Consider the following 25,988-nt stretch of genomic DNA (forward strand, 5'->3'; position numbering starts at 1 on the left):
TCGACTTCAGTACGCCGGGTCGATGAGGTCGGGCGAGACCTCTGACGCAGCGGCCTCGTCGACGAAGAAGACGGTGCGCTTGCGGCCCTTGGCGCCCGCGGCCGGAACGTTGGTGTAGCTCGCTCCCGCGAGGGCGAGTCCGAGCGCCGACGCCTTGTCCGCGCCGGTGAGGACCAGCCAGACACGCTTCGACGCGTTGAGCACCGGGCGCGTCAGCGTGACACGCTCCGGCGGAGGCTTGGGAGAGTCGCGAACCGGCAGCGCGGCGGCGTCCGTCACGGTGACCTCGGGGCGATCGGGGAAGAGTGAGGCGATGTGGCCGTCGGGCCCCACGCCGAGGAAGCAGACCGCGAACGACGGCCACGGGTGCTCGTCGGTCCCGTAGCGCGCGAGATCCGCCGCGTACGCCGAAGCCGCCTCGTCGAGGGTCAGCCCCTCGTCCGCAGCAGCGACCTCGTGAATGTTCTCGGCGGGGACGGGAATGTGGTCGAGCAGGGCCTCACGCGACTGCACCGCATTGCGATCGGCGTCGTCGCGAGCGACGAACCGCTCATCGCCCCACCAGAAGTGAACCAGCGACCAGTCGATCTGACTCGACCTGGGGTCGTCGCGCGTCGCACGCAGAACCGCACCGCCCATCGAGCCGCCGGTGAGGGCGATGTGGGCGATGCGGCCGTTGCGCGTGCGCGCACGAAGGCGCGTCAGGAATCTGTCGGCCACGCTCGCGGCAAGTGCTGCGGGCGTGGCTTCGACCACGACCCGCTTCTCTGCGGGCGCTGTCTTCGTCGACATCATTCTCCTGTCTGGGGCGGACCCAGTTTCTCCCAGCCCTCGGTGATCACTCGACCGTACAGGACGTCGGGGTCGAGGCGACGCAGCTCCTCGGCGAGGCACTCCCGCAGCGTGCGGCGCGGCAGGTGCAGGTCGTGGTCGGGCTGGTCGGGCTGCGTGAGCACGGCCACGCCGGGCGTGGGGCGCTCGAGCAGGATGTCGCCCGACGAGCGGTGCAGACGCACCGACTTGATGCCCTCCTGCCAGTGCTCGGGGTCTTCGTACGACCAGGTCACCGGGACGTCGAGGGCCATCTGCAGCCATGCGGCGAGCAGCGCGGTCGACGGCGAGGCCGATCCACCGCGCACCTCGACCGCGGTGACCTCTTCGAACGGCGGCTGATCGAGCACGGCGGCGAGCTGCTCGCGCCAGTGCGTGAGACGGGTCCACGCGAGGTCGGTGTCGCCGGGCGCGTGGGTCTCGCCGAGCAGTCCCAGGCGGTCGCGAACATCGGGTGCGGTCGCGGCATCCGTGATACGGCGCTGCGCGATCTTGCCGAGGGAGACGAGGCCGGCGATGTCGGCGCCTCTTCGGGCCACCAGGCGACGACGGGGGCGTCGGGCAGGAGCAGACCTGTGACCAGGCTCTCCTCGTTGCTGGCGGCGTCTCCGTAGGCCCGGAGGACGACGACCTCGGAGGCGCCGGCGTCACCGCCGACACGGATCTGAGCATCGAGACGCGACTCGCCCTCACCCGTGGTGAGAACGATGACACGCATGGGGTGCTCGCGGGACGCGTCGTTTGCCGCGTCGATCGCTGCCTCTGCGACGCCGTTGCGTGCAGAGATGATCAGCGTGAGCACACGGCCGAGTGCGACGGCGCCGCCCTCTTCGCGCACCTTGACGAGCTGCTTGGCGACCTGGCTGACGGTCGTGTCGGGAAGGTCGATGATCATGGGCGTCTCCACACTCGTCCATCACGGGCAAGGAGGTCGTCGGCGGATGCCGGACCCCACGAACCGGGTGCGTACTGGTCGACCGGGCCGCCCTCGGCTGCCCAGTACTTCTCCACCGGGTCGAGGATCTTCCAGGAGAGCTCGACCTCCTCATGGCGCGGGAACAGCGGCGGGTCGCCCAGGAGCACGTCGAGGATCAGACGTTCGTACGCCTCGGGGCTCGCCTCGGTGAACGCGTGGCCGTAACCGAAGTCCATGGTGACATCGCGCACGTTGGTGCCGTTTCCGGGCACCTTCGATCCGAAGCGGATCGTGACGCCCTCATCGGGCTGGACGCGGATGACGAGCGCATTCTGGCCGAGCTCTGCCGTGTTCGAGCGGCCGAAGAGGTGCTCCGGTGCCTTCTTGAACACGACGGCGACCTCGGTCACACGACGCCCCAGACGCTTCCCGGTGCGAAGGTAGAACGGGACGCCGGACCAGCGTCGGGTGTCGATCTCCAGCTTGATCGCGGCATAGGTCTCGGTCGCGGACTCGGGGTTCATCCCGTCCTCGTCGAGGAATCCGGTCACCTGCTCGCCACCCTGCCAGCCTCCCGCGTACTGCCCGCGGGCGGTCGCGAGCGAGAGATCCTCCGGCACGTGGACCGCAGCGAGAACCTTCTCCTTCTCGGCACGCAGGTGCTCGGCGGACAGGCTGATCGGCTCTTCCATGGCGGTGAGCGCGAGCAGCTGCAGCAGGTGGTTCTGGATGACATCGCGCGCCGCGCCGACGCCGTCGTAGTAGCCCGCACGGCCACCGACGCCGATGTCCTCGGCCATCGTGATCTGCACGTGGTCGACGTAGTTGCGGTTCCAGATCGGTTCGTACAGCTCGTTCGCGAAGCGCAGGGCCAGGATGTTCTGGACCGTCTCCTTGCCGAGGTAGTGGTCGATGCGGAAGATCGAGTCGGCGGAGAACGCCACCTCGAGGGCGGCATTGAGTTCGCGCGCCGACTCGAGGTCGTGGCCGAACGGCTTCTCGATCACGACACGTCGCCAGCGCTCATCGTCGTCGTCATTCGCTCCGACGAGGCCGGAGTCCTTGAGCTGCTTCGCGACGAGGGGGAAATCCTTCGGCGGGATCGACAGGTAGAACGCGTGGTTGCCCATCGTGCCGCGTTCGACGTCGAGCTGATCGACCGTGTCGCGCAGCTTGCGGAAGGACTCGGGGTTGTCGAACTCGCCCGAAACGAAGCGGATGCCCTGCAGCAGCTGCGCCCACGTCTCTTCGCGGAAGGGCGTGCGTGCATGCTGCTTCACGGCGTCGTACACGACCTGGGCGAAGTCCTGGTCCTCCCAGTCTCGACGGGCGAAGCCCACGAGAGCGAATCCGGGAGGCAGGAGTCCGCGGTTGGCGAGATCGTAGACGGCGGGCATGAGCTTCTTGCGTGACAGATCTCCGGTCACACCGAAGATCACGAGGGCGCTGGGCCCGGCGATCCGGTTGAGGCGGCGATCATCGGGGTCACGCAGCGGGTTGTGCCCGCGCGAGATGGGAACAGACATCGGTGGGGGATTCTCCTGGCTGTTACTTCTGTGCGGCTTCGAAGAGGGTGAGGACGTCGGCCGACGAATCGGTGATCGTCAGGGAGACGACCGGACGGCCGTGCTCGGCGAGGACACCGGCATCGCCGGCGGCCTGTGCCTCGATGAGCTGTCCGAACGTGAACGGGCGCTCGGGGATCTCGAGGTCGACATCCGTGCGCTCCAGGATCTGCAGGAACACGCCCTGCGCCGGCCCGCCCTTGTGATACTGGCTGGTGGAGTGCAGGAATCGGGGTCCCCATCCGAACGTCGTCGGCCGACCGGAGTCGGCGGCGACGAGCTCGCGGAGACCCTGCAGCTGCGGGACGTCGAGCCTGTTGACGTATGCCTGGATCGACACGTAGCCGTCTTCCGGCAGTGCAGCCCACAGCGCGTCGAGCACGCCCTCGACGGTTCCCGACGCCGCGAGAGCGGGGTCGGAGACGCGGACCTCGACGCCGTTCTCGACGAACGCCGGTGTCGTCGGAGCGGGACGTGCATCCAGCAGTCCACGGGCGGCGACCTTCGCCGACTCGACGTCGGGCTGGTCGAACGGGTTGATGCCGAGCAGATACCCGGCGATGGCGGTCGCGTACTCCCAGACGATGAGCTGCGCACCCAGCGAGCCGCTGACGAGGATCTCGCCCTCGTGACGTTCGCGCAGGTGGAACTCGTTCGCGTCGTCGACGAGCCGCACGATCTGGAGATCGGCGGGTCGGGAGTCGAGCTCCGGCGACACGGGCAGCAGGACGACGGGCAGGATGCCGGTGCCGTCCTTGCCGGTGGACTCCGCGATGAGCTGCTCGATCCAGTCGGGGAGCCCGTTGATGTGCGTGCCGTCGGTGATGAGACCGAGCTTGTCGCGTCGCGGCGTGGTGGCGGAGATCGCCGCGGCCAGCCGGAGTGCCGGGTTGTCGGCCGAGTCGATGGCGACCTCGAGGAGCGAGGCCTCGGCCTCATCGAGGAGCTCGGCGATGTCAGCGCCCGCGAGCCCCGACGGTACGAGGCCGAAGGCGGTGAGGGCCGAGTACCGTCCGCCGACGTGCGGGTCGGCGTTGAACACGCGGTAGCCGGCTTCACGGGCGGAGACGTCGAGCGGCGAGCCCGGGTCGGTCACGACGATGATGCGCTCGAGCGGGTCGATGCCCACGTCGCGGAACGCGGCCTCGAAAGTGCGACGCTGCGAGTCGGTCTCGACGGTCGAGCCGGACTTCGAGGAGACGACCAGCACGGTGTTCTCCAGCCCCTCGTCGAGCGCGGCGAGCACCTGGCTCGGCGCGGTCGAGTCGAGAATCGTCAGCGGGACACCGGCGGTCTGGGCGATCACCTCGGGGGCGAGCGATGACCCGCCCATGCCGGCGAGCACCACCCGATTCACACCCTTCGCGTGAAGATCGGCGCGGAGGGCGACGATCTCGGCGACGAGGGGGCGCGAGACGGATACCGCCTCGACCCAGCCCAGGCGGATCGACGCCTCGGACTCGGCGGCGGGACCCCACAGGGCTGCGTCACCGCCGGTCACCCGCGAGGCGACCAGGTCGTGGACGAGAGCGGGAACCGTCTCGTCGATCGCGACCCGAGCCGCGCCCGAGGCGTGGATCGCAAACGTCATCGCTGCGCCTCGAGGCCCTCAGCCACCTGCGTCAGCAGATCGTGCCAGGAGTCGATGAACTTGGCGACGCCCTCGTCCTCGAGCACCTGGGTGACATCGGTGAAGTCGATGCCGAGGTCGGCGAGACCGGCGAACACGGCGCGAGCCTCGTCGTAGCCGCCCGTGATCGTGTCACCGGTGACGACGCCGTGGTCGAAGGTGGCCTCGAGCGTCTTCTCCGGCATCGTGTTGACGACGTCCTTCGCCACGAGCTCGGTGACGTAGAGCGTGTCGGGCAGGGCCGGGTCCTTGACGCCGGTCGACGCCCACAGCGGACGCTGCGGGTTGGCGCCCAGCTTGATCAGGTCCTGCGCACGCTTCTCGGCGAACTTCTGCTCGTAGAGCTCGTAGGCGAGACGCGCGTTCGCGAGGCCTGCCTTGCTCTTGAGCGCCTCGGCCTCGTCGGTGCCGATCGCCGAGAGGCGCTTGTCGGTCTCCGTGTCGACGCGCGACACGAAGAACGAGGCCACGGAGTGGATGCTCGACAGATCGAAGTCGGCGCTGTGCGCGCGCTCGAGACCGGTGAGGTAGGCGTCGATGACCTCGGCGTAGCGCTCGAGGCTGAAGATCAGGGTGACGTTGACGCTGATGCCCGATGCGATCGCCTCGGTGATGGCAGGCAGGCCCGCCTTCGTCGCGGGGATCTTCACGAGCAGGTTCGGACGGTCGACCTTTGCCCACAGCTGCTTGGCCTGTGCGACGGTGCCCTCGGTGTCATGCGCGAGGTCGGGGGAGACCTCGATGGAGACGCGGCCGTCGACGTGGCCCGACTTCTCCCACACGGGGCGGAAGACGTCGAGAGCGGCGGCGACGTCCTGCGTGGTCGCGGCGAACACGGCCTCTTCCGCCGTGGCGCCCGACGCTGCGAGCTCGGTGACCTGAGCGTCGTACGAGGTGTTGTTCTTGTCGGTGATCGCGTTCGCGAAGATCGTCGGGTTGGTGGTCACGCCGACCACGTTGCGCGACTCGATCAGCTCGGCGAGGTTGCCGGACGAGATGCGGGTGCGGGACAGGTCGTCGAGCCAGATGCTGACACCGGCTGCTGCGAGGTCTGCGGTGGGGGTGCTCATGCGTTCTCCTTGATGGTCTCGCGTGCGGCCGCGATGACGGCCTCGGTGGTGATGCCGAACTTCTGGAACAGGGTCTTGTAGTCGGCGGAGGCGCCGAAGTGGTCGATGCCGACCGAACGGCCGCGGTCGCCCACGATGCCGCGCCAGCTGAGGACGGAGCCGGCCTCGACCGAGACGCGGGCGGTGACGGCCTTCGGCAGGACCGACTCGCGGTATGCCTCGTCCTGCTCGTCGAACCACTCGAGCGACGGAGCGGAGACGACGCGGACGTTGACGCCCTCGTCGGCCAGGGCCGCACGGGCGTCGACCGCCAGCTGGACCTCGGACCCGGTCGCGATGATGATCACGTCGGGGGTGCCGTTCGGCGCCTCGGCGAGCACATATGCACCCTTCGAGACACCGTCTGTCGAGGCGAAGAGGTCGCCGTCGGCTGCACCCTGGCCGCGCTCGAACACCGGGATGTTCTGACGGGTCAGCGCGATGCCGGTGGGGCCCTCGTGGCGTCGGAGGATCTCGAGCCAGGCGGCCGAGGTCTCGTTGGCGTCAGCCGGACGCACCAGGGTGAAGTTCGGGATGGCGCGGAGCGTCGCGATCTGCTCGACGGGCTGGTGCGTCGGGCCGTCCTCTCCGAGTGCGACGGAGTCGTGGGTCCAGACGAAGATGCTGGGGACGTTCATCAGCGCGGCCAGACGCACCGGCGGGCGCATGTAGTCGCTGAAGATGAGGAAGGTGCCGCCGAAGGCGCGCGTCGGGCCGTGCAGCACGATGCCGTTGACGATGGCGCCCATGGCGTGCTCGCGGATGCCGAAGTGCAGCACGCGGCCGTAGGGGTCGCCCGACCACTCGTGGGTCGACCACTCGGCGGGGATGAAGGACTTCGAGTCCTTGATCGTGGTGAGGTTCGACTCGGCGAGGTCGGCCGATCCGCCCCAGAGCTCGGGGAGCTCGGCGGCGAGGGCGTTGATGACCTGACCGGAGGCCGCACGCGTCGAGACGTCCTTGCCGCCTTCGAAGACGGGGAGCGCCGAGGTGATGTCGGCTGGCAGCTGCTTCGCCTCGAGGCGGTCGAGCAGCGCCTTGCGCTCAGGGTTGGCCGCGGCCCACGCGTCGAACGACTTCTGCCACTCGGCGCGGGTCTCCGCGGCGCGATCCGCGAGTGCGCGGGTGTGGGCGATGACGTCGTCGGCGATGGCGAAGTGCTCTTCGGGGTCGAAGCCCAGGACCTTCTTCGTTGCGGCGAGCTCGTCGCCACCGAGCGCGGAGCCGTGGATCTTGCCGGAGTTCTGCTTGCCGGGCGAGGGCCAGCCGATGATCGTCTTCAGGATGATGAGCGACGGCTTCGAGGTCTCGCCCTTCGCGGCCTCGATCGCCGCGTTGAGCTCGGCGACGTCCTCGACGTACTCGCCGGTCTTCTTCCAGTCGACGACCTGGACCTGCCAGCCGTAGGCCTCGTAGCGCTTGGCGACGTCTTCGGTGAAGGCGACGTTCGTGTCGTCCTCGATCGAGATCTGGTTGGAGTCGTAGATCGCGATGAGGTTGCCGAGCTCCTGGTGGCCCGCGAGCGAGGAGGCCTCGCTGGTGACGCCTTCCTGGAGGTCGCCGTCACCGGCGATCACGTAGACGAAGTGATCGAACGGGCTGGTGCCCGCCTCTGCCTCGGGGTCGAACAGGCCGCGCTCGTAGCGGGCGGCGTAGGCGAAGCCGACGGCGGAAGCGAGTCCCTGTCCCAGCGGGCCGGTGGTGATCTCGACGCCCTTGGTGTGACCGTATTCGGGGTGGCCCGGGGTGAGGGAACCCCACGTGCGCAGTGCCTTGAGGTCGTCGAGCTCGAGGCCGAAGCCGCCGAGGTAGAGCTGCACGTACTGGGTGAGAGAGGAGTGTCCGACCGAGAGGATGAAACGGTCACGACCCAGCCAGTCGGTGTCGGTCGGGTCGTGACGAAGCACCCGCTGATAGAGGAGATACGCGGCCGGAGCCAGGCTCATCGCGGTGCCGGGGTGGCCGTTGCCGACCTTCTCCACGGCATCCGCAGCCAGAAGACGCGCGGTGTCCACCGCGCGTCGGTCGATCTCATCCCACTGCAATTCCGACACTGTGAAGCCCTTCTGCAACTGTTCGAGAGCGCCGGATTGCACGATCGCAGTCCGCAACGATACGGAGGGGTTTGTGATGTGCGCCGGACGCGCGAGTCATTTCAGCATAGCGCCGAGGTTCGACTCGTTACCCCCTTTACAACGCTCCGCCCGTCCAGTAATTCCATGCCTTCGTCGAGGCTTCCGATGAGCGGTGGAACTGCGGATCAGGAGTCCTGGAACGCGATCCCGTCGCGTCCCGGGAGCCCGGATGCGAGGGTCGGTGGAGCGCTGATCATCGGGGCGGGCGAGCCCTGCGCCCGGCGTGCCCTAGACTGGGAAACGCTGTCGTGACGCGTGTGGAGGAGGCGATCGAGATCTCGACGATGTCTGATCAGACCGTTGTGAAGAAGTCCATCGGTCGCACCGTGAAGGCGTACGTCGCCCTCACCAAGCCGCGCGTCCTCGAACTGCTGCTGGTGTCGACCGTCCCGGTGATGTTCCTCGCTCAGGGCGGTCTTCCCGACATGTGGCTCGTGCTGGCCACCGTGATCGGCGGCTCGCTGAGCGCCGGCTCGGCCGCGGCGTTCAACATGTACCTCGACCGCGACATCGATGCCCACATGCATCGCACGGAGAACCGTCCGCTGGTGACCGGCGAGATCAGCCCGCGAGGCGCGCTGATCTTCTCCTGGACGCTCGCCGTCGTCTCGACCGTATGGCTGTGGTTCACCACGAACTGGCTGGCGGCCACGCTGTCGGCATCCGCCATCTTCTTCTACGTCGTCATCTACACGATGATCCTCAAGCGACGCACCGAGCAGAACATCATCTGGGGCGGCATAGCCGGGTGCTTCCCGGTGCTCATCGGCTGGGCTGCCGTCACCGGCTCGCTCGACTGGCCCGCGTTCATCCTGTTCGCGCTCATCTTCCTCTGGACGCCGCCGCATTACTGGCCGCTGTCGATGAAGTACAAGGACGACTACGACGACGTCGACGTGCCCATGCTCGGTGTCACCCGCAACGCCTCACAGGTCGGCCTCCAGGTCATCCTCTATGCCTGGGCGACCGTCGCCTGCTCGCTGCTGCTGATCCCGATCGCGAACATGGGCCTCGTCTACGGCGTCTCCGCCGCTGTGTTCGGCGGCTGGTTCATCTATGAGTCGCACCGCCTGTACAACCAGGCGGTGCGAGGCAACGAGGCGCGGCCGATGCGAGTCTTCCACGCCTCGATCACTTATCTGACGCTGATCTTCGTGGCCGTCGCGGTCGACCCGCTGCTGCCGTTCTGATCCTGCTCGGCGCCGCCGACCAGCTCGTCGTCCGCCGCTGTCGCGGGGATCTCGGAGTCGATGGTGTCGACCTCGTCGGCCTCAGCTGATTCGTTCGTCCCATCGATCGGCCCGACGACTGCGGGTGCAGGAGAAGGCAGGAGCGCCTGCACCGCACTCAGACCGACGGCGATCAGCACGCCGATGACGCCGGCGCCCAGAAGCGCGGCTCCGACGACGACGAGCGACTGCCCCACGTAGACCTCGATGCCGGTCGCCGTGCCGTCGAGCAGAGTGCTCGTCATGGTGCCGACCTGGCCGGCGATCAGCCACCCGCCCACTCCCGCTGAAGCGAGCGAGAGCACGAGGAGGAGCCAGAAGCCGATGCTGCGTGTCAATGACTTGTTCATGTCCGCAACGGTGCACGACGAACTGATGAGCGGCTGATGCCCGGGCTGTGCATCCCCTGTGCGCAGCCGGGGTCAAGCCTCCGCAGCGGCCGGCTTCTTCAGGTTCAGCACCACCACGGTGTACGCAGCCGCCGACAGCGAGGCGAGCACCATGTGGATGCCCACGAGCACCGGCGGGAGGCCTTCGCGCGCCTGCCACACGCCCACGCCGACCTGCACCAGGATCGCCAGCACGAGCACGAGCAGCCATCTGCGCGGTCGTAGGTGCAGCACCCACGCGGCGATCGTCAAGGTGACGACGAGCGCGGCGAGGATGTATCCCGGCCAGGAGTGCACGTGGGCGAGCACCGTGGCGTCGAATCCCTGGCGCTCGACGGCCGCGTCGCCGGAGTGCGGCCCGGAACCGGTGGTCAGCACGCCGAACAGGATCGTCACGGCGAGGGCGAGACCGGTGATGTGGCTCAGTGCCGCGAACCAGGTCGGCACCGCGCGCTCACGCGGTCCGGGCGCGGCGTAGAGCCTGACCAGGAAGGCCGCGGTCACGCACACAAGGAGGAGGGACGACACGTAGTGGAATCCGACGATGAAGGGGTTCAGTCCCGTGAGCACCGTGATGCCGCCCACAAGAGCCTGCGCGACGACGCCGATCAGCACGACCCAGGCGAGGATGACGAGATCCCGCCTTTCGGTCGTCACCCTGGCCGATCTGACCGTGGCGGCGATGACCGTCACGAGCAGAGCCGCCATCGCGAAGGGCGTGGCGGGGAGGTCGACGAGCGTGAAGATGAAGAACACGACCCCGGCCGCCAGGATTCCGGCGGCGGCGAAGCGGAGGGCCGAGAACACCGTGGCCTTCCCCGGTGCGCGCCAGCACGAGCAGCAGGACGGCGAGGGCGATGACGCCGACCACACCCGTCATGACGCGGTTGCCGAACTCGATGATGCCGTGGATTCCCTGATCGGCATAGATCGGGACGAGCGACTCCGGCGTGCAGAGCGGCCACTCGGAGCATCCGAGGCCTGATCCGGTCAGCCGCACGGCGCCGCCGGTGCCGATGATGATGGTCTGCGCGAGGAATGAGAGCCAGGCGAAGACGCGAAGCGCTCGTCCCCAGAGGATCGCATGCGTCGACGCTGCCGCGTTCGTGGGGGAGGAGATCGTCGTCTCGGGCATAAGTCTCTCCGAACCGCGCCGGACACGGCGAGCGGCCCTGTCTTCAGGCGGAACCTGTAGAATCGGATTGTTGTGATGAGCGCTGACCGCGCTGAAGCATCGCTAACAGTTTAGGCGCGATGGATGCGCCGGTGATGAGGGCCCACCAACGGCACCCGCTCCCGCAGACTCGACGGGGATCAGGTGTGTCGGGGCGGATGACACCGTTTGGGACCTGTGAGGAGAGTGTGTGATGTCGGATGTGCTGATCGACCGCCCGGAGCTTGACGGCCTGGGGGTGTACGAATTCGGGTGGCATGACGAAGATGCCGCCGGAGCCATCGCCAAGCGCGGTATCTCCGAAGAGGTGGTCCGCGGGATCTCGGCGCTCAAGCACGAGCCCGAATGGATGCTGAAGACCCGACTCAAGGGCTATCAGCTCTTCGGTCGCAAGCCGATGCCGACCTGGGGTGCAGACCTCAGCGAGATCGACTTCGACAACATCAAGTACTTCGTGCGCTCGACCGAGAAGCAGGCCCAGTCCTGGGAGGATCTCCCGGCTGAGATCCGCGAGACGTACGAGCGCCTCGGCATCCCCGAGGCCGAGCGTCAGCGCCTCGTCGCCGGCGTCGCAGCGCAGTACGAGTCCGAGGTCGTCTACCACCAGATCCGCGAGGATCTGGAGGAGCAGGGCGTCATCTTCATGGACACCGACACCGCGCTCCGCGAGCACCCCGAGTTCTTCGAGGAGTACTTCGGCACCGTGATCCCGGCCGGCGACAACAAGTTCGCCGCGCTCAACACGGCCGTGTGGTCGGGAGGTTCGTTCGTCTACGTCCCCAAGGGCGTGCACGTCGAGATCCCGCTGCAGGCGTACTTCCGCATCAACACTGAGAACATGGGCCAGTTCGAGCGGACCCTGATCATCGCCGACGAGGACAGCTACGTCCACTACATCGAGGGCTGCACCGCTCCGATCTACAAGTCGGACTCGCTGCACTCGGCCGTCGTCGAGATCATCGTGAAGAAGAACGCCCGCGTTCGGTACACGACGATCCAGAACTGGTCGAACAACGTCTACAACCTCGTCACCAAGCGCGCCGTCGCCCATGAGGGCGCGACGATGGAGTGGGTCGACGGCAACATCGGCTCCAAGGTGACGATGAAGTACCCGTCGATCTACCTGATGGGCGAGCACGCCAAGGGCGAGACCCTCTCGGTCGCCTTCGCGGGTCCCGGCCAGCACCAGGATGCCGGCGCGAAGATGATCCACATGGCTCCGTACACGCAGTCGTCGATCGTCTCCAAGTCGATCGCCCGTGGCGGTGGACGTGCGGGATACCGCGGCGAGGTGAGGGTGGACGCGAACGCGCACCACTCCGCGAACACCGTGCGCTGCGACGCGCTGCTGGTGGACACGAAATCGCGCTCCGACACATACCCGGCCATCGACATCCGGGTCGACGACGTGCAGCTGGGCCACGAGGCCACCGTCTCGAAGGTCAGCGAGGAGCAGCTCTTCTACCTGCAGTCCCGCGGCATGCCCGAGGACGAGGCGATGGCGATGATCGTGCGCGGCTTCATCGAGCCGATCGCGCGCGAACTGCCCATGGAGTACGCGATGGAATTGAACAAGCTCATCGAAATGGGCATGGAAGGATCGGTCGGCTAAATGGCGGCCTCGACGACAGCGCCCAGCGAGGCGCAGCACACGAACGCGCACATCGACCCCGCAGCTCAGGTCTCGGATGCCGGATTCGTCCCGGTGCAGACCCGCTCGGAGCGTCCGCACTCCTTCGAACCCGCCGACTTCGGTTCGCCGACCGGCCGCGAGGTCAACTGGAAGCACACTCCGGTGGCCAAGCTCTCCGCCCTCTTCGAGGTGGCAGGTCTGACCGAGGGCGTGCGCTACTCGTTCGGTGACGGCGAGAAGTACGTGGCGGCACCGCTCGACGCGGGTGATGCCCCGCGCGGAGAGGTCTTCCTGGCCGAGGACATCACGGCGGCCGTCGCCTGGCAGGGCTCGTCCGAGGCGCTGCACATCCGCATCCCGCGCGAAGAAGAGGTCGCTGAGCCGATCCTCCTCTCGATCGAGGGCCTCGGCGCCGAACTGCGCGCCGATGCTCACATCGTGATCGAGGCCCTCGAGCACAGCTCGGCCACCGTCGTGCTCCAGCACACCGGAGCCGCGCAGTACTCGCAGAACGTCGAGATCATCGTCCGCGATGGCGCGAAGCTCACTGTCATCAGCCTGCAGCAGTGGCAGGACGAGGCAGTGCACACCTCTGCGCATCAGGCCAGGGTCGATGCGGATGCCACGCTCAAGCACTTCGTGATCAGCTTCGGCGGCGGAGTCGTGCGCGTGAACCCGAGCGTCGAGCTCGCCGGCGCCGGATCCGAGGGCTACCTCTACGGACTGTCCTACGCCGATGCCGGGCAGCACCTCGAGAGCCAGGTCTACCTGCACCACAAGGGCCCGCACACCAAGGGCGACGTGCTCTACAAGGGTGCGCTCCAGGGGCAGGGAGCGCACAGCGTCTGGATCGGCGACGTGCTCATCGGCGCCGATGCGACGGGAACCGACTCCTACGAGGCGAACCGCAACCTGGTGCTCACCGAGGGCGCACGCGCCGACTCGATCCCGAACCTCGAGATCGAGACCGGGGACATCCTCGGCGCCGGCCACGCCAGCGCCACGGGGCGCTTCGACGACGAGCAGCTGTTCTACCTGCAGGCCCGCGGCATCAGCGAAGAGGAAGCGCGCCGACTCGTCGTGCTCGGATTCCTCACCGACATCGTTCAGCGCCTGGGAATCCCGGCGCTGGAGACCGAGCTGCTCGACGCGATCGAGACGGAGCTCGCCGAGGTGAACGCATGAGCGCCGAGCGCGTGTGCGGCGTCGCGGAACTCGAGCAGGACATGCCGATCCGCGTCGAGCCGAACGGCGTCCCGATCACCGTGATCAAGGACTCCGAAGGCGTGATCCACGCCATCGGGGACACCTGCACGCATGGCGACATCTCTCTCGCCGAAGGCTTCGTCGAAGGTGACACGGTGGAGTGCTGGGCCCACGGCTCCGCGTTCTCGCTGCTCACCGGCAAGCCCCAGAACCTCCCTGCTTATGAGCCCGTTCCGGTCTACGTCGTCGAGATCGACGGCGACGACGTGCTCATCGACCCGACTGTGACGAAGGAAGTCTGAATGTCTGTTCTCGAAATCCGCGACCTGCACGTGACGGTCGAGACCGAGGCGGGTACCACCCCGATCCTCAACGGAATCACCCTCACCATGAACACCGGTGAGACGCACGCGATCATGGGCCCCAACGGCTCGGGCAAGTCGACGCTCGCGTACACGATCGCCGGTCACCCGAAGTACACCGTGACCTCCGGCTCGATCACCTTCGACGGCCAGGATGTGCTCGCGATGAGCGTCGACGAGCGCGCGCGCGCCGGCCTGTTCCTCGCGATGCAGTACCCGGTCGAGATCCCCGGCGTGACGGTGACGAACTTCCTCCGCACCGCCAAGACGGCACTCGACGGCGAAGCTCCGGCGATCCGCGGCTGGACCAAGGACGTCAAGGCGGCCATGGCGAACCTCCGCATGGACCCGAAGTTCGCTCAGCGCAACGTCAACGAAGGCTTCTCCGGTGGCGAGAAGAAGCGTCACGAGATCCTGCAGCTCGAGGTCCTCAAGCCGCAGTTCGCGATTCTCGACGAGACCGACTCGGGCCTCGACGTCGACGCGCTGAAGATCGTCTCGGAAGGCGTCAATCGCGCCAAGGAGTCGACCGGACTCGGCGTGCTGCTGATCACGCACTACACCCGTATCCTCCGCTACATCCGTCCGGACTTCGTGCATGTGGTCGTCGCGGGCAAGATCGTCGAAGAGGGCGGCCCTGAGCTCGCAGACCGGCTCGAGGAAGAGGGATACGACCGTTTCCTCGACCCCGCAGCCCCCATCGAGGCGTAGGCTGATTCGCATGACAGCCACCCTCACGGACGCGAAGTACGACGAGGTCACCGAGGCGCTCAAAGACGTCATGGACCCGGAACTCGGGATCAACGTCGTCGACCTCGGCCTCATCTACGACCTCGCCTGGGATGACGAGAACGATGCTCTCGTCATCCACATGACGCTGACCAGCGCCGGCTGCCCCCTGACGGACGTGCTCGAGGACCAGACCGCGCAGGCTCTGGACAACGTCGTCGACCGCTTCCGCATCAACTGGGTGTGGATGCCGCCGTGGGGTCCGGAGAAGATCACAGACGACGGGCGCGACATGATGCGCGCCCTCGGCTTCGCGATCTGAGAATGCTCGAAGTCACGGCTCTGCCTCTGGCGGAGCTCAGACGACGTAGCAGCGAGAAGTGGCGGGAGTATCCCGCCGACGTGCTTCCGCTCTTCGTCGCGGAGACCGATTTCCCGCTCGCACCGGAGGTCTCGAACGCGTTGCGTCGCGCCGTCGAGCTCGGAGACACGGGGTACATCGCCTCGCGGACACCATTGCCCGACACCTACGCGGCGTTCGCACGCCGTCGCTTCGGCTGGGAGGCGGATCCGACGCGGATGCGCACCACGGCCGATGTGAGCATGGGCATCGTCGAGATTCTCCGCCGCGTGACGCAGCCGGGAGAGCGGGTGGTCGTCACCCCTCCCGTGTACCCGCCGTTCTTCGACCTGGTGTCCGAGGCCGGCGCCGAGGTGGAACGGGTGCCTCTCATCGACACGGGGATGGGGTGGGAACTCGATCTCGACGGCGTCCGTGCAGCGTTCGAGGACGGCGCGACCGCGATCCTGCTCTGCAATCCGCACAACCCGACGGGCACCGTCCACAGTCGCGACGCGCTCGCGGCGCTGGCCGAGATCGCCGACGAGTTCGGCGCGGCGGTGGTCTCCGACGAGATCCACGCGCCGCTCGCCCAGCCGGGAACCGGCTTCACGCCGTTCCTCGACACGGGCGAGGCCGCCGAGCGCGTGGGGTATGCGGTCGTCAGCGCGAGCAAGGCCTTCAATCTGGCCGGCCTCAAGTGCGCCCTTATGGTGACCGCTTCCGAATCGACGAGCGCGGTCGTGCGCGGGTTGCCGATCGAGGTCGAGTGGCGCACCGGTCAGTTCGGTCTGCTCGCGGCTGTCGCCGCCTTCTCGGAGGAGAGCGATGAGTGGCTGGACGGGCTGCTCGCGACACTCGACGCGAACCGCGTACTCCTCGAGGACCTGCTCGCATCGAAGCTCCCCGGTGCCCGCTACCGGATCCCCGATGCCGGCTACCTCGCCTGGATCGATCTCTGCTCTCGGATGGGGCGACAACCCCGCGCGTCGGATCCTCAAGGAGGCGAAGGTGGCCCTGCACTTCGGCCCCGCCTTCGGCGAGCAGGGCAGGGGATTCGTGCGGCTGAACTTCGGGACGAGTCCGGAGATCATCACCGAGGCCATCGAGCGCATCGCGACGCTCGTGGATCGATGACGGTCGATCGCGCGACATCGTCGATCTGGGACCGAGAACGCCTCTGGGTCACCGCCGGCGCGGTCGCGCTGATCTTCCTGGCGGCGATCGAGGCTCTGGCGGTGACGACCGTCATGCCGATCGTCAGCGAGGCGCTCGATGGCCAGGCGCTGTATGCGGTGGCCTTCGCGGGGACACTGGCGACGAGCGTGATCGGGATGGTCGCCGCGGGTGCCTGGTCGGACGCTCGCGGGCCCCGGGGTGCGCTGTACGCCGCCGTGTCGCTGTTCATCGCCGGCCTGCTGCTGTCGGGGTTCGCGGTGACGATGGATCAGTTCCTCATCGGCCGCCTGGTGCAGGGGCTCGGTGCGGGCGGACAGACGGTGGCCCTGTACGTCGTGGTGGCCCGCCTGTATCCGCCCCACCTGCACGGAAGGGTCTTCGCGGCGTTCGCCGCGGCCTGGGTGGTGCCGTCGATGATCGGCCCGTTCCTCGCGGGTGCCGTCGCCGAGTACCTCGACTGGCGGTGGGCATTCCTCGGGGTGGCCGTGCTGACGACGGCCGCCTTTCTCATGATCGCGATCCGGTTGCGCGGCGTCGACCTCGGGCATGGCGAACCACAGGACCGTCGAGCTCTCGTGACTCGTCTGATGCTCGCCGTCGTCGTCGCGGTGTTCGCCGTGCTGATCGGCTTCACGGCCGAGATGACCGCGCAGATCGGATGGTCGGTCGCACTGGGCTCGGTGGCCGTCATCGCCGTGGCCGTGCTGCCGCTGCTCCTCGACGCACTCTGCGCGCCGGCCGGGGCCTGCCGAGCGTCGTGCTCATGCGGGGCGTCGTCGCCGGCGCGTTCTTCGCCGCGGAAGCGTACATCCCGTACCTGCTCATGGAGAGGTTCGGGTTCACGGCGACGTGGGCGGGCATCGCCTTGATGTTCGCCGCGTTCGCCTGGGCCGGCGCGTCCGCGCTGCAGGGGAGGTTCGGTGAACGTCTCGGCAACACGAGGATCACCGTCATCAGCCTCTCGCTGCTGGTCTGTGCGCTGGTGTTCGTGCTCCTCGCAGCGCTCTGGGGGTTCTCGCCGCTCTTCGTGGTGGTGGGATGGGCCTTCGCCGGCGGCGGCATGGGTCTGCTCTATCCCCGCCTCACCGTGCTCACGCTCGCGTACTCGGATGCCGGCAACCAGGGCTTCAACTCGTCAGCTCTGTCGATCTCGGACTCCGCGGGCGCCGCGGTCGTCATTGCTCTCGCGGGTCTCGCCGTCGCCAGCCTCGGCGGTGGTGCGAGCGCCTTCGGCGTCGTCTTCGCGTTCTGTCTCGGTCTGGTGCTCCTGGCGTTCGTGCCGGGACTCAGGCTGGGTCACGCCGCGGAGCTGACGGACGCGGAGTCGCCCGAGCGGTGAGGTCGGCGCCGGACGACTCTCCGGCGAGCGCGGCCACGCCGAGGTCGAAGATGCGGTCGAGTCCCGCTGTGACGTCGATCGTGTGGTCGTCGAGCGCTGCTCCGTGGCTGTCGGCGTGCATCCGCTGCTGAACGAGAGTCGCATGGCCGAGCACGAAGTGCAGGAGTGCGGCTGCTCGCTCCGGTGCGTCCGACAGGCCGTGGCGCGTCAGCGCGGCTTCCAGTGCGGTGTGCGCATACGACGAGCCGAGACGCAGGGCATACGTGCTGAGCACGAGCTCGGCCCCGTCGCGATAGGTGAAGAGCGCGTCGCGGATGCTGCGGGCGGTGGTCAACACGTCCGCATCGTCGCGCGGGATGCCCGCGGTGATGCGATCGGCCAACTCCGCCAGCAGCTCCTGCTTGCTCGAGAAGTGCCAGTAGAGAGCACTCGGCTGCACATCGAGCGTGCCGGCGATCCGCCGCATGGAGAGGTCGGCGAGGCCGACCTCGTCGAGGAGCGCGAGTGCAGCGCGCGCGACGCCGTCGCGGTCGTGACGGGTCGAGTTGTGCTCCGGGGCCATCCCGTCAGTATAGTGAACACCGTTCAAGTGAACGGTGTTCAGGAAGGTGATGGATGATGGCTCGGCACACAGACGACCTCGGTCGCGAACTCGCGAGGGTGGCGATCTTCGCCGCGCTCATCATCGTCCTCGGAATGGTGACGATCCCGATCCCCGGCGGGGTGCCCATCACCGCGCAGACCCTGGGGGTGATGCTCGCCGGCGCTGTACTCGGCCCGCGGTTGGCCCCGCTCTCGGTGCTCCTCGTGTTGGTGCTGGCAGCGGTCGGGCTCCCCGTCCTCGCCGGTGGCCGTGGCGGTCTCGGCGTCTTCGTCGGTCCGACAGCCGGCTACCTGCTCGGGTGGCTCCTGGGCGTCATCGTCATCGGACTGATCGTGCGCAGCGGTCGGCCCAGCTGGTGGCGGATCGCCCTCGGGGTCGTCGTCGGCGGCATCGTGGTCGTGTACGTCTGCGGGGTGCCCGTCACCGCGCTCGTACTCGGGCTCGACCTGGGACCCACCGCACTGGCGAGTCTCGTCTTCCTCCCCGGCGATCTGCTCAAGGCGGCAGCGGCCACAGCGCTGGTCCTCGCGCTACGGCGCGCGTACCCTCGAGCTTTCGGCACGAGTGCCCCATCCGTGCCGGCATCCGTCCGTGCGGTCTGAGACCTCGACCGGATCGATCTCGGTCGACGATGTCACCGTGGAGCGGGAGGGGCAGCCGATCCTGCGCGATGTGAGCATCGAGCTCACGACGGCGAGGATCGCGGTCATCGGCGCGAACGGTTCAGGAAAGTCCACTTTCGCGCGTCTGCTGAACGGCCTCGTGCTCCCGGATGCAGGGCGCGTCACGGTGCACGGTCTCGATTCTCTTCGGGATGTGAAGGCTCTGCGGCGGCGGGTGGGTTTCGTCTTCACCGATCCGCAGGCGCAGATCCTCATGCCTACGCCTGCCGAGGACCTCGCGCTGTCGCTTCGCGGATTCTCTCGTGCGGACGTCGACAGACGTGTGGCCGCGGCACTCGCCGAGCACGGCTTGACCGATCGGGCGGACGTGCCGGCGTCGGCGCTGTCCGGCGGTCAGAAGCAGATGCTGGCTCTCGCGTCTGTCCTGATCACCGAACCGCAGCTGATCGTCGCCGACGAGCCGACGACCCTGCTGGACCTGCGCAACTCCCGACGGATCGCGGATCTGCTGCTGGCGCTTCCCGCCCAGGTCGTCATCGTCACCCACGACCTCGAGCTCGCAGCGAGGTGCGACCACGCGGTCCTCTTCGAGGCTGGCTCGATCATCGCGTCGGGCGCCCCGCCGGACGTGGTCGCCGAGTATCGCGAGCTGGCCGCGTGATCCAGTCCTATCGGCCGGGGGCGAGTATCGTCCACCGGATGCCGGCGGGCCCCAAGCTCGCCGTCTTCGCCGTGCTCGCGCTCGTCTCGTCCGGCTATCCGCACGATCGATGGAGCGTCACAGCCGCGCTTCTCGTCGTCTGCCTGCTCTATCTCGCCGCCGGCCTTCCGGTGACGACCCTGCTCGTCGAGGCGTGGCGGCTGCGGTGGCTCGTCCTGGTTCTCGGGGCCGCCCTGTGGATCTTCGCCTCACCGCTCACGGCATGGGTCAGCACGGCCAGGGTGGCATCACTGCTGCTGCTGGCGTCGCTTCTCACGATCACCACCCGGATGGGCGATCTGCTCGCGGTGCTGCATCGGATGCTGAGACCGCTGCGCCGACTGGGCATCGATGCGGATGCCGTCGCGATGACGATCTCACTGACCCTCACGATGATTCCGGTGGTCGCAGGCTTCGCTTATGCGGTCACCGAGGCCCACCTCGCACGCGGCATCCGTCGCGGCGTGCGAGGCGCGGTGCCGCTCATGGTCAGGACACTACGCCACGCGGACGACGTCGGCGACGCTCTCGCCGCTCGCGGTCTCGTGTGATCGGCGGGCGATGCGCAGGGACAGCAGCATCCCGCCGGCGGCGACCGAGGCAGTGAGCACGGTCGTCCCCGCGACGAGGAGCAGGACGACGGAGGCGATGCCCAGGACGGCGGCGATCACGACCCGGTGCGTCCTGTCAGCGGATCGCGGCGACGGCTGCGTCTCGATGCGGGTGAGGGAGGCCGCGATCGCCGCTGTCAGAGTCAGGGCGACGGCGAGCCAGATCGGACGCGACACCCACCAGGAGACGGAACTCGGATCCGGCAGCGCGATTCCGCTGACGAGTGAGGCGACGGCCGAGATCCCCGCCATGGCGAGCAGTACCGGCATGTGCCACAGGTAGATCGTCATGGTGCGGCGATTGACGAAGGCGCCGAACGCGGCGGGGACCGGCCGGTGGCTGAGCTCGTCGATGCGATCGCGCAGAAGCGAGACGGCGCTCAGGTGCACGACGCCGACGAGCAGCAGCGCGGCGGTCGGGGGATTGATGTTCGCGATCAGGTCGGGGGAGTAGACCCCGGTCGCGCACGCTGCGATGAGGGCGGTCAGAGCCGCTGCTCCCACCAGTGCCCGCGTCGCTCGAGGCAGCCGGTCGATCGTGCCGTCGGCGAGGAAGAACCCGATCTGCTGGAGTGCGAGCCACACGAAGGCGAGATTCACGAACCCCAGTCCCTCGACCCCGGTGCTCGCCCGGGCCACATCGACGCAGACCGATGCCCACACGAGGGCTGCGACGGTGACCAGGGGCCTGCGCGAGTGGGCTCTCGAGAGTGCCGGGAGGAGCGCCTGGCAGCCCAGGAAGACTGCGAGGAACCACAGCGGCTGGCTGTAGCGGAAGCCGGCGGTGGCGATGATGTCGGCGGGAACACCTGCGACGCGAAGAGCGGCGAGCGCGACGCCGACGACGGCGATGGCGAACAGTGCGGGCCGGAGCAGGCGATGCACGCGGGCTGCGATGAAGTCGGATGCGGTGCCGCCGCGCGCCTGCGACCGCCGGAAGGCGATGTGACCGGCGAAGCCTCCGATGATGAAGAACAGCGGCATGACCTGGAGGACCCAGCTCACGGGGATGATCCACGAGGTGCCGTCGCTCGCGTTCGCGAAGACCGGGCTGCCGTCGGCGATCGTGACGCCCACCATGATGGCGTGAAGCAGCACGACTCCTGCGACGCAGATCGCTCGCAGCAGGTCGATCGCGGCATCACGACCGGCCGGCAGCGGGGAGCGGGGAGCGATGCGGGGCGGCGCTTCGACGATGGCCATGGAGTCCTCCTCGGATGGGTGTCCGAGGAGCGTATGGACGCGGTGCCGGTCGGGGATCACCCTCCGGGCTGGTTCGCACCCCTACTGCGGTGTGACCCGGAGCAGCGGCTCAGGAGGGCTCGACGAGACCCGTGTCGTAGGCGAGGATCACGGCGTGCACGCGGTCGCGGAGTCGGAGCTTGGCGAGCACCTTGCCGACATGCGTCTTCACGGTCTGCTCGGCGATGAAGAGGTCGGACGCGATCTCGCTGTTCGACCGTCCGCGACCGATGAGCACCAGCACCTCCCGCTCCCGATCGGTCAGGTCCGCGAGCGAGGTCGCCGCCTTCGCGGTGCGGGGCCGACGTCCGGCGAACTGCTCGATCATGCGCCGCGTCACACTGGGGGCGAGCAGGGCATCGCCGCCGGCGACGACGCGCACGGCGTGCACGAGCTCCTCGGGAAGAGCGTCCTTCAACAGGAATCCGCTCGCGCCGGCCTCGAGCGCGTCGTAGACGTAGTCGTCGATGTCGAAGGTCGTGAGCATGAGGATCCTCGGCACATGAGCCGCAGGGTAGGCGGGTCCGAGGATGCGCCGAGTGGCCTCGATGCCGTCGACCTGCGGCATCCGCACGTCCATCAGGATGACGTCCGGATCGAGGCGGGCAGCGAGGGTGATGGCTTCGGCTCCGTCGGCCGCCTGGCCCGCGACACGGATTCCCTCGTGCGCATCGAGCAGAGCGGCGAATCCGGCGCGCACCATCGCCTGGTCGTCGGCGATGAGGACGCTGATCGTCACGGGTTCTCCTGGTTAATCGGAGCGGTGGTCTCGCTCGATGGACGCTCGTGCAGCGGGAGGGAGGCGATGACCTCCCACCCGCCCTCGGTGGTGGGGCCGGCGGCGAAGGACCCGCCGAGCAGTTCGACGCGCTCACGCATGCCGCGAAGTCCATAGCCTCCGCTGGGGTGAGCCGGTGGGGTGGTGGCGCGGCCGTTGCGGACGCGGATGCCGATGGCGTGGAGATCCGCCTGCAGGCGCACCGTGACGGCGGCGCCGGACGCGTGCCGTACCGCGTTGCTGAGCGCCTCCTGCGCGATGCGGAAGGCGGCGATCTGCACGGCCTGCGGGGCGTCGGTGAACGCGCCCGTCATCTCGAGCCCCACCGTCACGCCGGCGCGCCGGATCGTGTCGACGAGGGCCGGGATGTCGTCGATGCTCTGCTGCGGCGCCAGCTCGGCCGCCTGGTCCTCGGTGCGCAGCACGCCCAGCATCCGCCGCATCTCGGTGAGCGATCCCCGCGCTGTGGCCGCGATGCTCTCGAACTCCGACGTCGCCGCGTCGCCGATCTCGGGCAGTCGGTATCGAGCAGTGGACGCCTGCACCTGGATGACCGACATGCTGTGGGCGATGACGTCGTGCAGTTCGCGAGCGATACGGGTGCGCTCCTCGACGAGCGCGCGGCGGGACTCTTCGAGGGCTGAATGCTCCCGTTCCTTCGTGAGCTCGGCAGATACCCTCACGCGTCCTGCGACCAGTATGGCGACCAGGAACACGGCTGCGGCCACAGAAGTCGTCACGATGAGATCTGCCGTGGCGCTGCCTGCCGTCGCCGGAGTGGCGACGATCTCGGGGCGCAGCAGCGGGGCCGTGAGGGAGAGCAGCGCGCCGACGCCGAGCGGGACGACGCCCAGGCGCGCGCCGTGGACGAAGGTCACGACGCCCACGAAGAGGACGAAGGTGACGAGCGCGGGCACCGACCACGGCCACGGCGCCTCGGTCGCCTGATCGGGCACGACCAGCAGCGGGAGCGTGAACGCCGCAGAGCAGAACATCGCGATCGCCCACCGCGGATACCGCAGGGAGAGCAGCGGTGCCGAGCAGAGTGCGGCGCCGAGGATGAACGTCAGCGGCAACGCGGTGCCGTACAGCACGGTCTGCAGCGACACGAGCACCGCGAAGAGCGCCAGGCTCGCCACGGCGAGCGCGGCGAGCGCGGCCGTTCGACGGCTGATGCGGGGAGTCCGCGGTGTGCGGGGTGTGCGGGGCAGGCGACGTGCCATGAGTGTCATCCTGCCAGTTGCGAGATGGGGGCGCGTCGACGCCGGGCAGCCGTGACGCGGTCGATGACCAGTCCGATGATGAGAGCGACCCCGATGCCGATCCCGGCGCTGGCGAGGGGCTGATCTTCGATCCATGATCCGGCGAGCAGCCCGATCGCCAGGCTCAGCGCGCTCCAGCTGAGACCGGCCGCGACGCTCAGGGGAAGGAAACGCGTCCAGGGGAATCGCAGCGCGCCCGCCGACATGTTCACAGCGACACGGCCGACAGGGATGTATCGAGCGCCGAGGATCAGAGCCGCACTGCGCTGGTCGAGGGCGCGTTCCGCGTGGGCGAAGGCCGAGGCGATCCGCGGTCGACGCATCCACGCCCAGCGGGTCGTGCCGAGTCGACGACCGAGCACGAATGCGATGTTGTCGCCGATGGTCGCGCCGACGGCGGCGACGAGCCCGAGCGGGATCAGCGCCCATGGCTCTCCTGAGGATGCCAGCACGGCGGCTGCCGCCACGAGCACGGTCTCACTCGGAACAGGCGGGAAGAAGCCGTCGATGATCGTCACCGCGAGCAGCACGGCATACAGCCAGGGGGAGGCGACGGTCTGCAGGATGAGCTCGTTGATGACGTCCACCTGAGCAGGCTAGAAAGCGGAGGGCACGCAGGGCATCACCCTGAGGTATCGATCGCATCCACCCGCAGAGGTAGATCTGTGCACAGGCCGACGACTGCACCACGATCCGTACGTCGACTGAACACCCAGCCGAGCGATCTATACTGGGAGTTTGGCCCCTCGGCCTGAACCCCCTTGAAAGAACGGACATCCCGCCTGTGCTTGCCGTGCACGAACTCGAGATCCGCGTGGGCGCACGCCTCCTGATGGAGAACGTGTCGTTCCGTGTGAGCGACGGAGACAAGATCGGTCTCGTCGGCCGCAACGGTGCAGGCAAGACCACGCTCACCAAGGTGCTCGCCGGCGACGTCCTTCCCTCCGGGGGCACGGTGACGCGCTCCGGAGAGCTCGGCTACCTGCCCCAGGATCCCCGTTCGGGCAACCCGGAGGATCTGGCGCGCACGAGGATCCTCGATGCCCGCGGACTCGGACAGCTGAATCTCGGCATGACCGAGGCCTCGCTGGCCATGGGCTCGGAAGACCCCGCCGTGGCCGAGAAGGCGATGAAGCGCTATGCGCGCCTCACCGAGCAGTTCGAGGCACAGGGCGGATACGCCGCAGAAGCCGAGGCGGCATCCATCGCCAACAACCTCTCGCTGCCCGACCGCATCCTCGATCAGCCGCTCTCGACGCTCTCGGGCGGACAGCGTCGTCGCATCGAGCTCGCGCGCATCCTGTTCTCGGATGCGGAGACGATGATCCTCGACGAGCCGACCAACCACCTCGACGCCGACAGCGTCGTGTGGCTGCGCGAGTTCCTCAAGAACTACAAGGGCGGGCTGATCGTGATCAGCCACGACGTCGAGCTCGTCGGCGAGACCGTCAACCGCGTCTTCTACCTCGACGCGAACCGCCAGATCATCGACACCTACAACATGAACTGGAAGAACTACCTGCGCCAGCGGGTGGCCGACGAGGAGCGCCGCAAGAAGGAGCGAGCCAACGCCGAGAAGAAGGCCACCACGCTGCAGCAGCAGGCGGCCCGTTTCGGTGCGAAGGCGTCGAAGGCCGCTGCCGCTCACCAGATGATCGCGCGCGCCGAGAAGCTCCTCGCGGGTCTCGACGAGGTCCGCCAGGAAGACCGGGTGGCGAAGCTCCGCTTCCCCAAACCCGCCGCCTGCGGCAAGACCCCGATGATGGCGACGGGGCTGTCGAAGTCGTACGGATCGCTCGAGATCTTCACGGATGTCGACCTCGCGATCGACCGCGGATCGAAGGTCGTCGTGCTCGGACTCAACGGTGCGGGCAAGACCACGCTGCTGAGGATGCTCGCCGGAGTGGACGAGCCGGACACGGGCCAGCTCGAGCCGGGCCACGGGCTCAAGGTCGGTTATTACGCGCAGGAGCACGAGAACCTCGACGTGAACCGCTCGGTGCTCGAGAACATGGTCTCGGCCGCTCCGCACATCACCGAGATGGAAGCGCGCAAGGTGCTTGGATCCTTCCTCTTCACCGGCGACGATGTGCTCAAGCCCGCCGGGGTTCTCTCGGGCGGCGAGAAGACGCGTCTCTCGCTGGCGACCCTCGTGGTCTCCTCCGCCAACCTGCTGCTGCTCGATGAGCCCACCAACAACCTCGATCCCGCGTCTCGCGAGGAGATCCTCGGCGCTCTCGCGCACTACGAGGGTGCAGTGGTCCTCGTCTCGCACGACCCCGGTGCGGTGCAGTCGCTCAACCCGGAGCGCGTGCTGATCCTTCCCGACGGTGTCGAGGACCTCTGGAGCCAGGAGTACCAGGACCTCATCGAGCTCGCGTAACGCGTCCGGGGTGGGCCAC

Annotated in this window: 25 protein-coding genes and 3 pseudogenes; 14 read left to right on the forward strand and 14 right to left on the reverse strand. The window is 68.1% G+C overall.

Translation table 11 applies throughout. The features are described from left to right. Positions 1 to 6: 6 nt before the first annotated feature. The 6 genes and pseudogenes from pgl to tkt all read right to left on the reverse strand — a co-directional run bounded on the left by pgl (position 7) and on the right by tkt (position 8,105). Entirely contained in the window at positions 7 to 792 is a 786-nt protein-coding gene (gene pgl, locus ACZZ93_RS00760) for a 6-phosphogluconolactonase (RefSeq protein ID WP_320488554.1), read from the reverse strand. Next, a pseudogene (locus ACZZ93_RS00765) lies at positions 792 to 1,726 on the reverse strand (glucose-6-phosphate dehydrogenase assembly protein OpcA). The gene pgl and the pseudogene ACZZ93_RS00765 overlap by 1 nt, the downstream one beginning before the upstream one ends. Next, the gene (gene zwf / locus ACZZ93_RS00770; RefSeq protein ID WP_053096466.1) at positions 1,723 to 3,273 is read right to left on the reverse strand and encodes a glucose-6-phosphate dehydrogenase; all 1,551 of its coding nucleotides are present in this window, start codon (positions 3,271 to 3,273) and stop codon (positions 1,723 to 1,725) included. Before zwf ends, ACZZ93_RS00765 begins: the two are co-directional and overlap by 4 nt. 22 nt (positions 3,274 to 3,295) lie before the next feature. Further along, positions 3,296 to 4,903: a glucose-6-phosphate isomerase gene (locus ACZZ93_RS00775; protein ID WP_463510281.1), complete on the reverse strand. Its 1,608-nt coding sequence runs from the start codon at positions 4,901 to 4,903 to the stop codon at positions 3,296 to 3,298. After that, positions 4,900 to 6,012, reverse strand: a complete 1,113-nt coding sequence (gene tal / locus ACZZ93_RS00780) for a transaldolase (protein WP_053096462.1) — start codon at positions 6,010 to 6,012, stop codon at positions 4,900 to 4,902. The genes ACZZ93_RS00775 and tal overlap by 4 nt, the downstream gene beginning before the upstream one ends. After that, positions 6,009 to 8,105 carry a transketolase gene (gene tkt / locus ACZZ93_RS00785; RefSeq protein WP_463511712.1) on the reverse strand — a complete coding sequence of 699 codons (2,097 nt, stop codon included), beginning with the start codon at positions 8,103 to 8,105 and terminating at the stop codon, positions 6,009 to 6,011. The genes tal and tkt overlap by 4 nt, the downstream gene beginning before the upstream one ends. A 365-nt stretch (positions 8,106 to 8,470) precedes the next feature. Here tkt and ACZZ93_RS00790 point away from each other — a divergent pair, with 365 nt between their 5' ends. Beyond that, the gene (locus ACZZ93_RS00790) at positions 8,471 to 9,376 is read left to right on the forward strand and encodes a heme o synthase (RefSeq protein WP_053099149.1); all 906 of its coding nucleotides are present in this window, start codon (positions 8,471 to 8,473) and stop codon (positions 9,374 to 9,376) included. On the opposite strand, the gene ACZZ93_RS00795 is transcribed toward ACZZ93_RS00790, so the two are convergent. Together ACZZ93_RS00795 and ACZZ93_RS00800 are read right to left on the reverse strand one after the other, a co-directional pair. Then, positions 9,322 to 9,765 (reverse strand): hypothetical protein, encoded by a 444-nt coding sequence (locus ACZZ93_RS00795; RefSeq protein ID WP_187249750.1) that lies wholly within the window; start codon positions 9,763 to 9,765, stop codon positions 9,322 to 9,324. The genes ACZZ93_RS00790 and ACZZ93_RS00795 overlap by 55 nt on opposite strands. Before the next feature lie 72 nt (positions 9,766 to 9,837). After that, the gene (locus ACZZ93_RS00800) at positions 9,838 to 10,560 is read right to left on the reverse strand and encodes a COX15/CtaA family protein (protein WP_463511774.1); all 723 of its coding nucleotides are present in this window, start codon (positions 10,558 to 10,560) and stop codon (positions 9,838 to 9,840) included. On the opposite strand from ACZZ93_RS00800, the gene ACZZ93_RS00805 reads away from it, so the two are divergent. After that, positions 10,550 to 10,789, forward strand: coding sequence for a hypothetical protein (locus tag ACZZ93_RS00805; protein ID WP_463511775.1), 240 nt, complete (start codon positions 10,550 to 10,552; stop codon positions 10,787 to 10,789). The two genes, ACZZ93_RS00800 and ACZZ93_RS00805, sit on opposite strands and share 11 nt — an antisense overlap. On the opposite strand, the pseudogene ACZZ93_RS00810 reads toward ACZZ93_RS00805, so the two are convergent. Beyond that, positions 10,685 to 10,939 (reverse strand): annotated as a pseudogene (locus tag ACZZ93_RS00810) (COX15/CtaA family protein); the annotation flags it as partial. The gene ACZZ93_RS00805 and the pseudogene ACZZ93_RS00810 overlap by 105 nt on opposite strands. Positions 10,940 to 11,171: 232 nt before the next feature. Here ACZZ93_RS00810 and sufB point away from each other — a divergent pair. The 8 genes and pseudogenes from sufB to ACZZ93_RS00850 all read left to right on the forward strand — a co-directional run bounded on the left by sufB (position 11,172) and on the right by ACZZ93_RS00850 (position 17,766). Next, positions 11,172 to 12,590 (forward strand): Fe-S cluster assembly protein SufB, encoded by a 1,419-nt coding sequence (sufB, locus tag ACZZ93_RS00815; protein ID WP_053096457.1) that lies wholly within the window; start codon positions 11,172 to 11,174, stop codon positions 12,588 to 12,590. After that, the gene (sufD, locus tag ACZZ93_RS00820; protein ID WP_463510282.1) at positions 12,591 to 13,796 is read left to right on the forward strand and encodes a Fe-S cluster assembly protein SufD; all 1,206 of its coding nucleotides are present in this window, start codon (positions 12,591 to 12,593) and stop codon (positions 13,794 to 13,796) included. Then, complete coding sequence (locus ACZZ93_RS00825) at positions 13,793 to 14,119, forward strand: non-heme iron oxygenase ferredoxin subunit (protein ID WP_053096453.1); 327 nt, start codon at positions 13,793 to 13,795, stop codon at positions 14,117 to 14,119. Before sufD ends, ACZZ93_RS00825 begins: the two co-directional genes overlap by 4 nt. After that, positions 14,120 to 14,890, forward strand: coding sequence for a Fe-S cluster assembly ATPase SufC (gene sufC / locus ACZZ93_RS00830; protein WP_053096451.1), 771 nt, complete (start codon positions 14,120 to 14,122; stop codon positions 14,888 to 14,890). A 10-nt stretch (positions 14,891 to 14,900) separates the two neighbouring features. Next, the gene (locus ACZZ93_RS00835) at positions 14,901 to 15,230 is read left to right on the forward strand and encodes a metal-sulfur cluster assembly factor (RefSeq protein ID WP_053096448.1); all 330 of its coding nucleotides are present in this window, start codon (positions 14,901 to 14,903) and stop codon (positions 15,228 to 15,230) included. Positions 15,231 to 15,232: 2 nt separating this feature from the next. Then, positions 15,233 to 16,385: pseudogene (locus ACZZ93_RS00840) on the forward strand (MalY/PatB family protein). Positions 16,386 to 16,498: 113 nt separating this feature from the next. Next, positions 16,499 to 17,296 (forward strand): MFS transporter, encoded by a 798-nt coding sequence (locus ACZZ93_RS00845; RefSeq protein ID WP_463511713.1) that lies wholly within the window; start codon positions 16,499 to 16,501, stop codon positions 17,294 to 17,296. Further along, on the forward strand, positions 17,191 to 17,766 hold the full coding sequence (locus ACZZ93_RS00850; RefSeq protein WP_463510283.1) for an MFS transporter: 576 nt from the start codon (positions 17,191 to 17,193) through the stop codon (positions 17,764 to 17,766). Before ACZZ93_RS00845 ends, ACZZ93_RS00850 begins: the two co-directional genes overlap by 106 nt. Here the strand turns inward: ACZZ93_RS00850 and ACZZ93_RS00855 are convergent. Beyond that, complete coding sequence (locus ACZZ93_RS00855) at positions 17,714 to 18,328, reverse strand: TetR family transcriptional regulator (protein WP_463510284.1); 615 nt, start codon at positions 18,326 to 18,328, stop codon at positions 17,714 to 17,716. The genes ACZZ93_RS00850 and ACZZ93_RS00855 overlap by 53 nt on opposite strands. A gap of 53 nt (positions 18,329 to 18,381) precedes the next feature. Between ACZZ93_RS00855 and ACZZ93_RS00860 the strand changes: the two genes are divergently transcribed. Genes ACZZ93_RS00860 through ACZZ93_RS00870 form a run of 3 tightly spaced genes read left to right on the forward strand, consistent with a single transcriptional unit; the run spans position 18,382 to position 20,244 of the window. After that, positions 18,382 to 18,972: a biotin transporter BioY gene (locus tag ACZZ93_RS00860; protein WP_372983438.1), complete on the forward strand. Its 591-nt coding sequence runs from the start codon at positions 18,382 to 18,384 to the stop codon at positions 18,970 to 18,972. Further along, positions 18,962 to 19,654 (forward strand): energy-coupling factor ABC transporter ATP-binding protein, encoded by a 693-nt coding sequence (locus tag ACZZ93_RS00865; protein ID WP_463510285.1) that lies wholly within the window; start codon positions 18,962 to 18,964, stop codon positions 19,652 to 19,654. Before ACZZ93_RS00860 ends, ACZZ93_RS00865 begins: the two co-directional genes overlap by 11 nt. 38 nt (positions 19,655 to 19,692) lie before the next feature. Then, the gene (locus ACZZ93_RS00870; RefSeq protein WP_463510286.1) at positions 19,693 to 20,244 is read left to right on the forward strand and encodes an energy-coupling factor transporter transmembrane component T; all 552 of its coding nucleotides are present in this window, start codon (positions 19,693 to 19,695) and stop codon (positions 20,242 to 20,244) included. Here the strand turns inward: ACZZ93_RS00870 and ACZZ93_RS00875 are convergent. From ACZZ93_RS00875 to ACZZ93_RS00890, 4 genes are all read right to left on the reverse strand, one after another. Next, a complete protein-coding gene (locus ACZZ93_RS00875; RefSeq protein WP_463510287.1) occupies positions 20,191 to 21,507 on the reverse strand; it encodes an acyltransferase family protein in 1,317 nt (438 codons plus the stop codon). The genes ACZZ93_RS00870 and ACZZ93_RS00875 overlap by 54 nt on opposite strands. 109 nt (positions 21,508 to 21,616) lie before the next feature. Then, complete coding sequence (locus ACZZ93_RS00880; protein WP_053096436.1) at positions 21,617 to 22,285, reverse strand: response regulator; 669 nt, start codon at positions 22,283 to 22,285, stop codon at positions 21,617 to 21,619. Further along, the gene (locus ACZZ93_RS00885; RefSeq protein ID WP_463510288.1) at positions 22,282 to 23,547 is read right to left on the reverse strand and encodes a sensor histidine kinase; all 1,266 of its coding nucleotides are present in this window, start codon (positions 23,545 to 23,547) and stop codon (positions 22,282 to 22,284) included. Before ACZZ93_RS00885 ends, ACZZ93_RS00880 begins: the two co-directional genes overlap by 4 nt. Before the next feature lie 5 nt (positions 23,548 to 23,552). After that, positions 23,553 to 24,173, reverse strand: coding sequence for a DedA family protein (locus ACZZ93_RS00890; RefSeq protein WP_463510289.1), 621 nt, complete (start codon positions 24,171 to 24,173; stop codon positions 23,553 to 23,555). A gap of 197 nt (positions 24,174 to 24,370) precedes the next feature. Here ACZZ93_RS00890 and ACZZ93_RS00895 point away from each other — a divergent pair, with 197 nt between their 5' ends. Further along, positions 24,371 to 25,969, forward strand: a complete 1,599-nt coding sequence (locus ACZZ93_RS00895) for an ABC-F family ATP-binding cassette domain-containing protein (protein ID WP_053096429.1) — start codon at positions 24,371 to 24,373, stop codon at positions 25,967 to 25,969. Positions 25,970 to 25,988 lie beyond the last annotated feature (19 nt).

Source organism: Microbacterium sp. AC026, assembly GCF_979258475.1.

Coding starts and splice junctions, on each gene's coding strand:
- ACZZ93_RS00870 (WP_463510286.1), top strand. CDS start 19,693: ATGCCGGCGGGCCCCAAGCTCGCCGTCTTCGCCGTGCTCGCGCTCGTC.
- sufD (WP_463510282.1), top strand. CDS start 12,591: ATGGCGGCCTCGACGACAGCGCCCAGCGAGGCGCAGCACACGAACGCG.
- ACZZ93_RS00860 (WP_372983438.1), top strand. CDS start 18,382: ATGATGGCTCGGCACACAGACGACCTCGGTCGCGAACTCGCGAGGGTG.
- ACZZ93_RS00855 (WP_463510284.1), bottom strand. CDS start 18,328: ATGGCCCCGGAGCACAACTCGACCCGTCACGACCGCGACGGCGTCGCG.
- ACZZ93_RS00825 (WP_053096453.1), top strand. CDS start 13,793: ATGAGCGCCGAGCGCGTGTGCGGCGTCGCGGAACTCGAGCAGGACATG.
- ACZZ93_RS00775 (WP_463510281.1), bottom strand. CDS start 4,903: ATGACGTTTGCGATCCACGCCTCGGGCGCGGCTCGGGTCGCGATCGAC.
- zwf (WP_053096466.1), bottom strand. CDS start 3,273: ATGTCTGTTCCCATCTCGCGCGGGCACAACCCGCTGCGTGACCCCGAT.
- ACZZ93_RS00885 (WP_463510288.1), bottom strand. CDS start 23,547: ATGGCACGTCGCCTGCCCCGCACACCCCGCACACCGCGGACTCCCCGC.
- pgl (WP_320488554.1), bottom strand. CDS start 792: ATGTCGACGAAGACAGCGCCCGCAGAGAAGCGGGTCGTGGTCGAAGCC.
- ACZZ93_RS00875 (WP_463510287.1), bottom strand. CDS start 21,507: ATGGCCATCGTCGAAGCGCCGCCCCGCATCGCTCCCCGCTCCCCGCTG.
- sufB (WP_053096457.1), top strand. CDS start 11,172: ATGTCGGATGTGCTGATCGACCGCCCGGAGCTTGACGGCCTGGGGGTG.
- ACZZ93_RS00795 (WP_187249750.1), bottom strand. CDS start 9,765: ATGAACAAGTCATTGACACGCAGCATCGGCTTCTGGCTCCTCCTCGTG.
- ACZZ93_RS00805 (WP_463511775.1), top strand. CDS start 10,550: ATGAAGAACACGACCCCGGCCGCCAGGATTCCGGCGGCGGCGAAGCGG.
- tal (WP_053096462.1), bottom strand. CDS start 6,012: ATGAGCACCCCCACCGCAGACCTCGCAGCAGCCGGTGTCAGCATCTGG.
- ACZZ93_RS00850 (WP_463510283.1), top strand. CDS start 17,191: ATGCGGGGCGTCGTCGCCGGCGCGTTCTTCGCCGCGGAAGCGTACATC.
- ACZZ93_RS00845 (WP_463511713.1), top strand. CDS start 16,499: ATGCCGATCGTCAGCGAGGCGCTCGATGGCCAGGCGCTGTATGCGGTG.
- ACZZ93_RS00790 (WP_053099149.1), top strand. CDS start 8,471: ATGTCTGATCAGACCGTTGTGAAGAAGTCCATCGGTCGCACCGTGAAG.
- ACZZ93_RS00835 (WP_053096448.1), top strand. CDS start 14,901: ATGACAGCCACCCTCACGGACGCGAAGTACGACGAGGTCACCGAGGCG.
- sufC (WP_053096451.1), top strand. CDS start 14,120: ATGTCTGTTCTCGAAATCCGCGACCTGCACGTGACGGTCGAGACCGAG.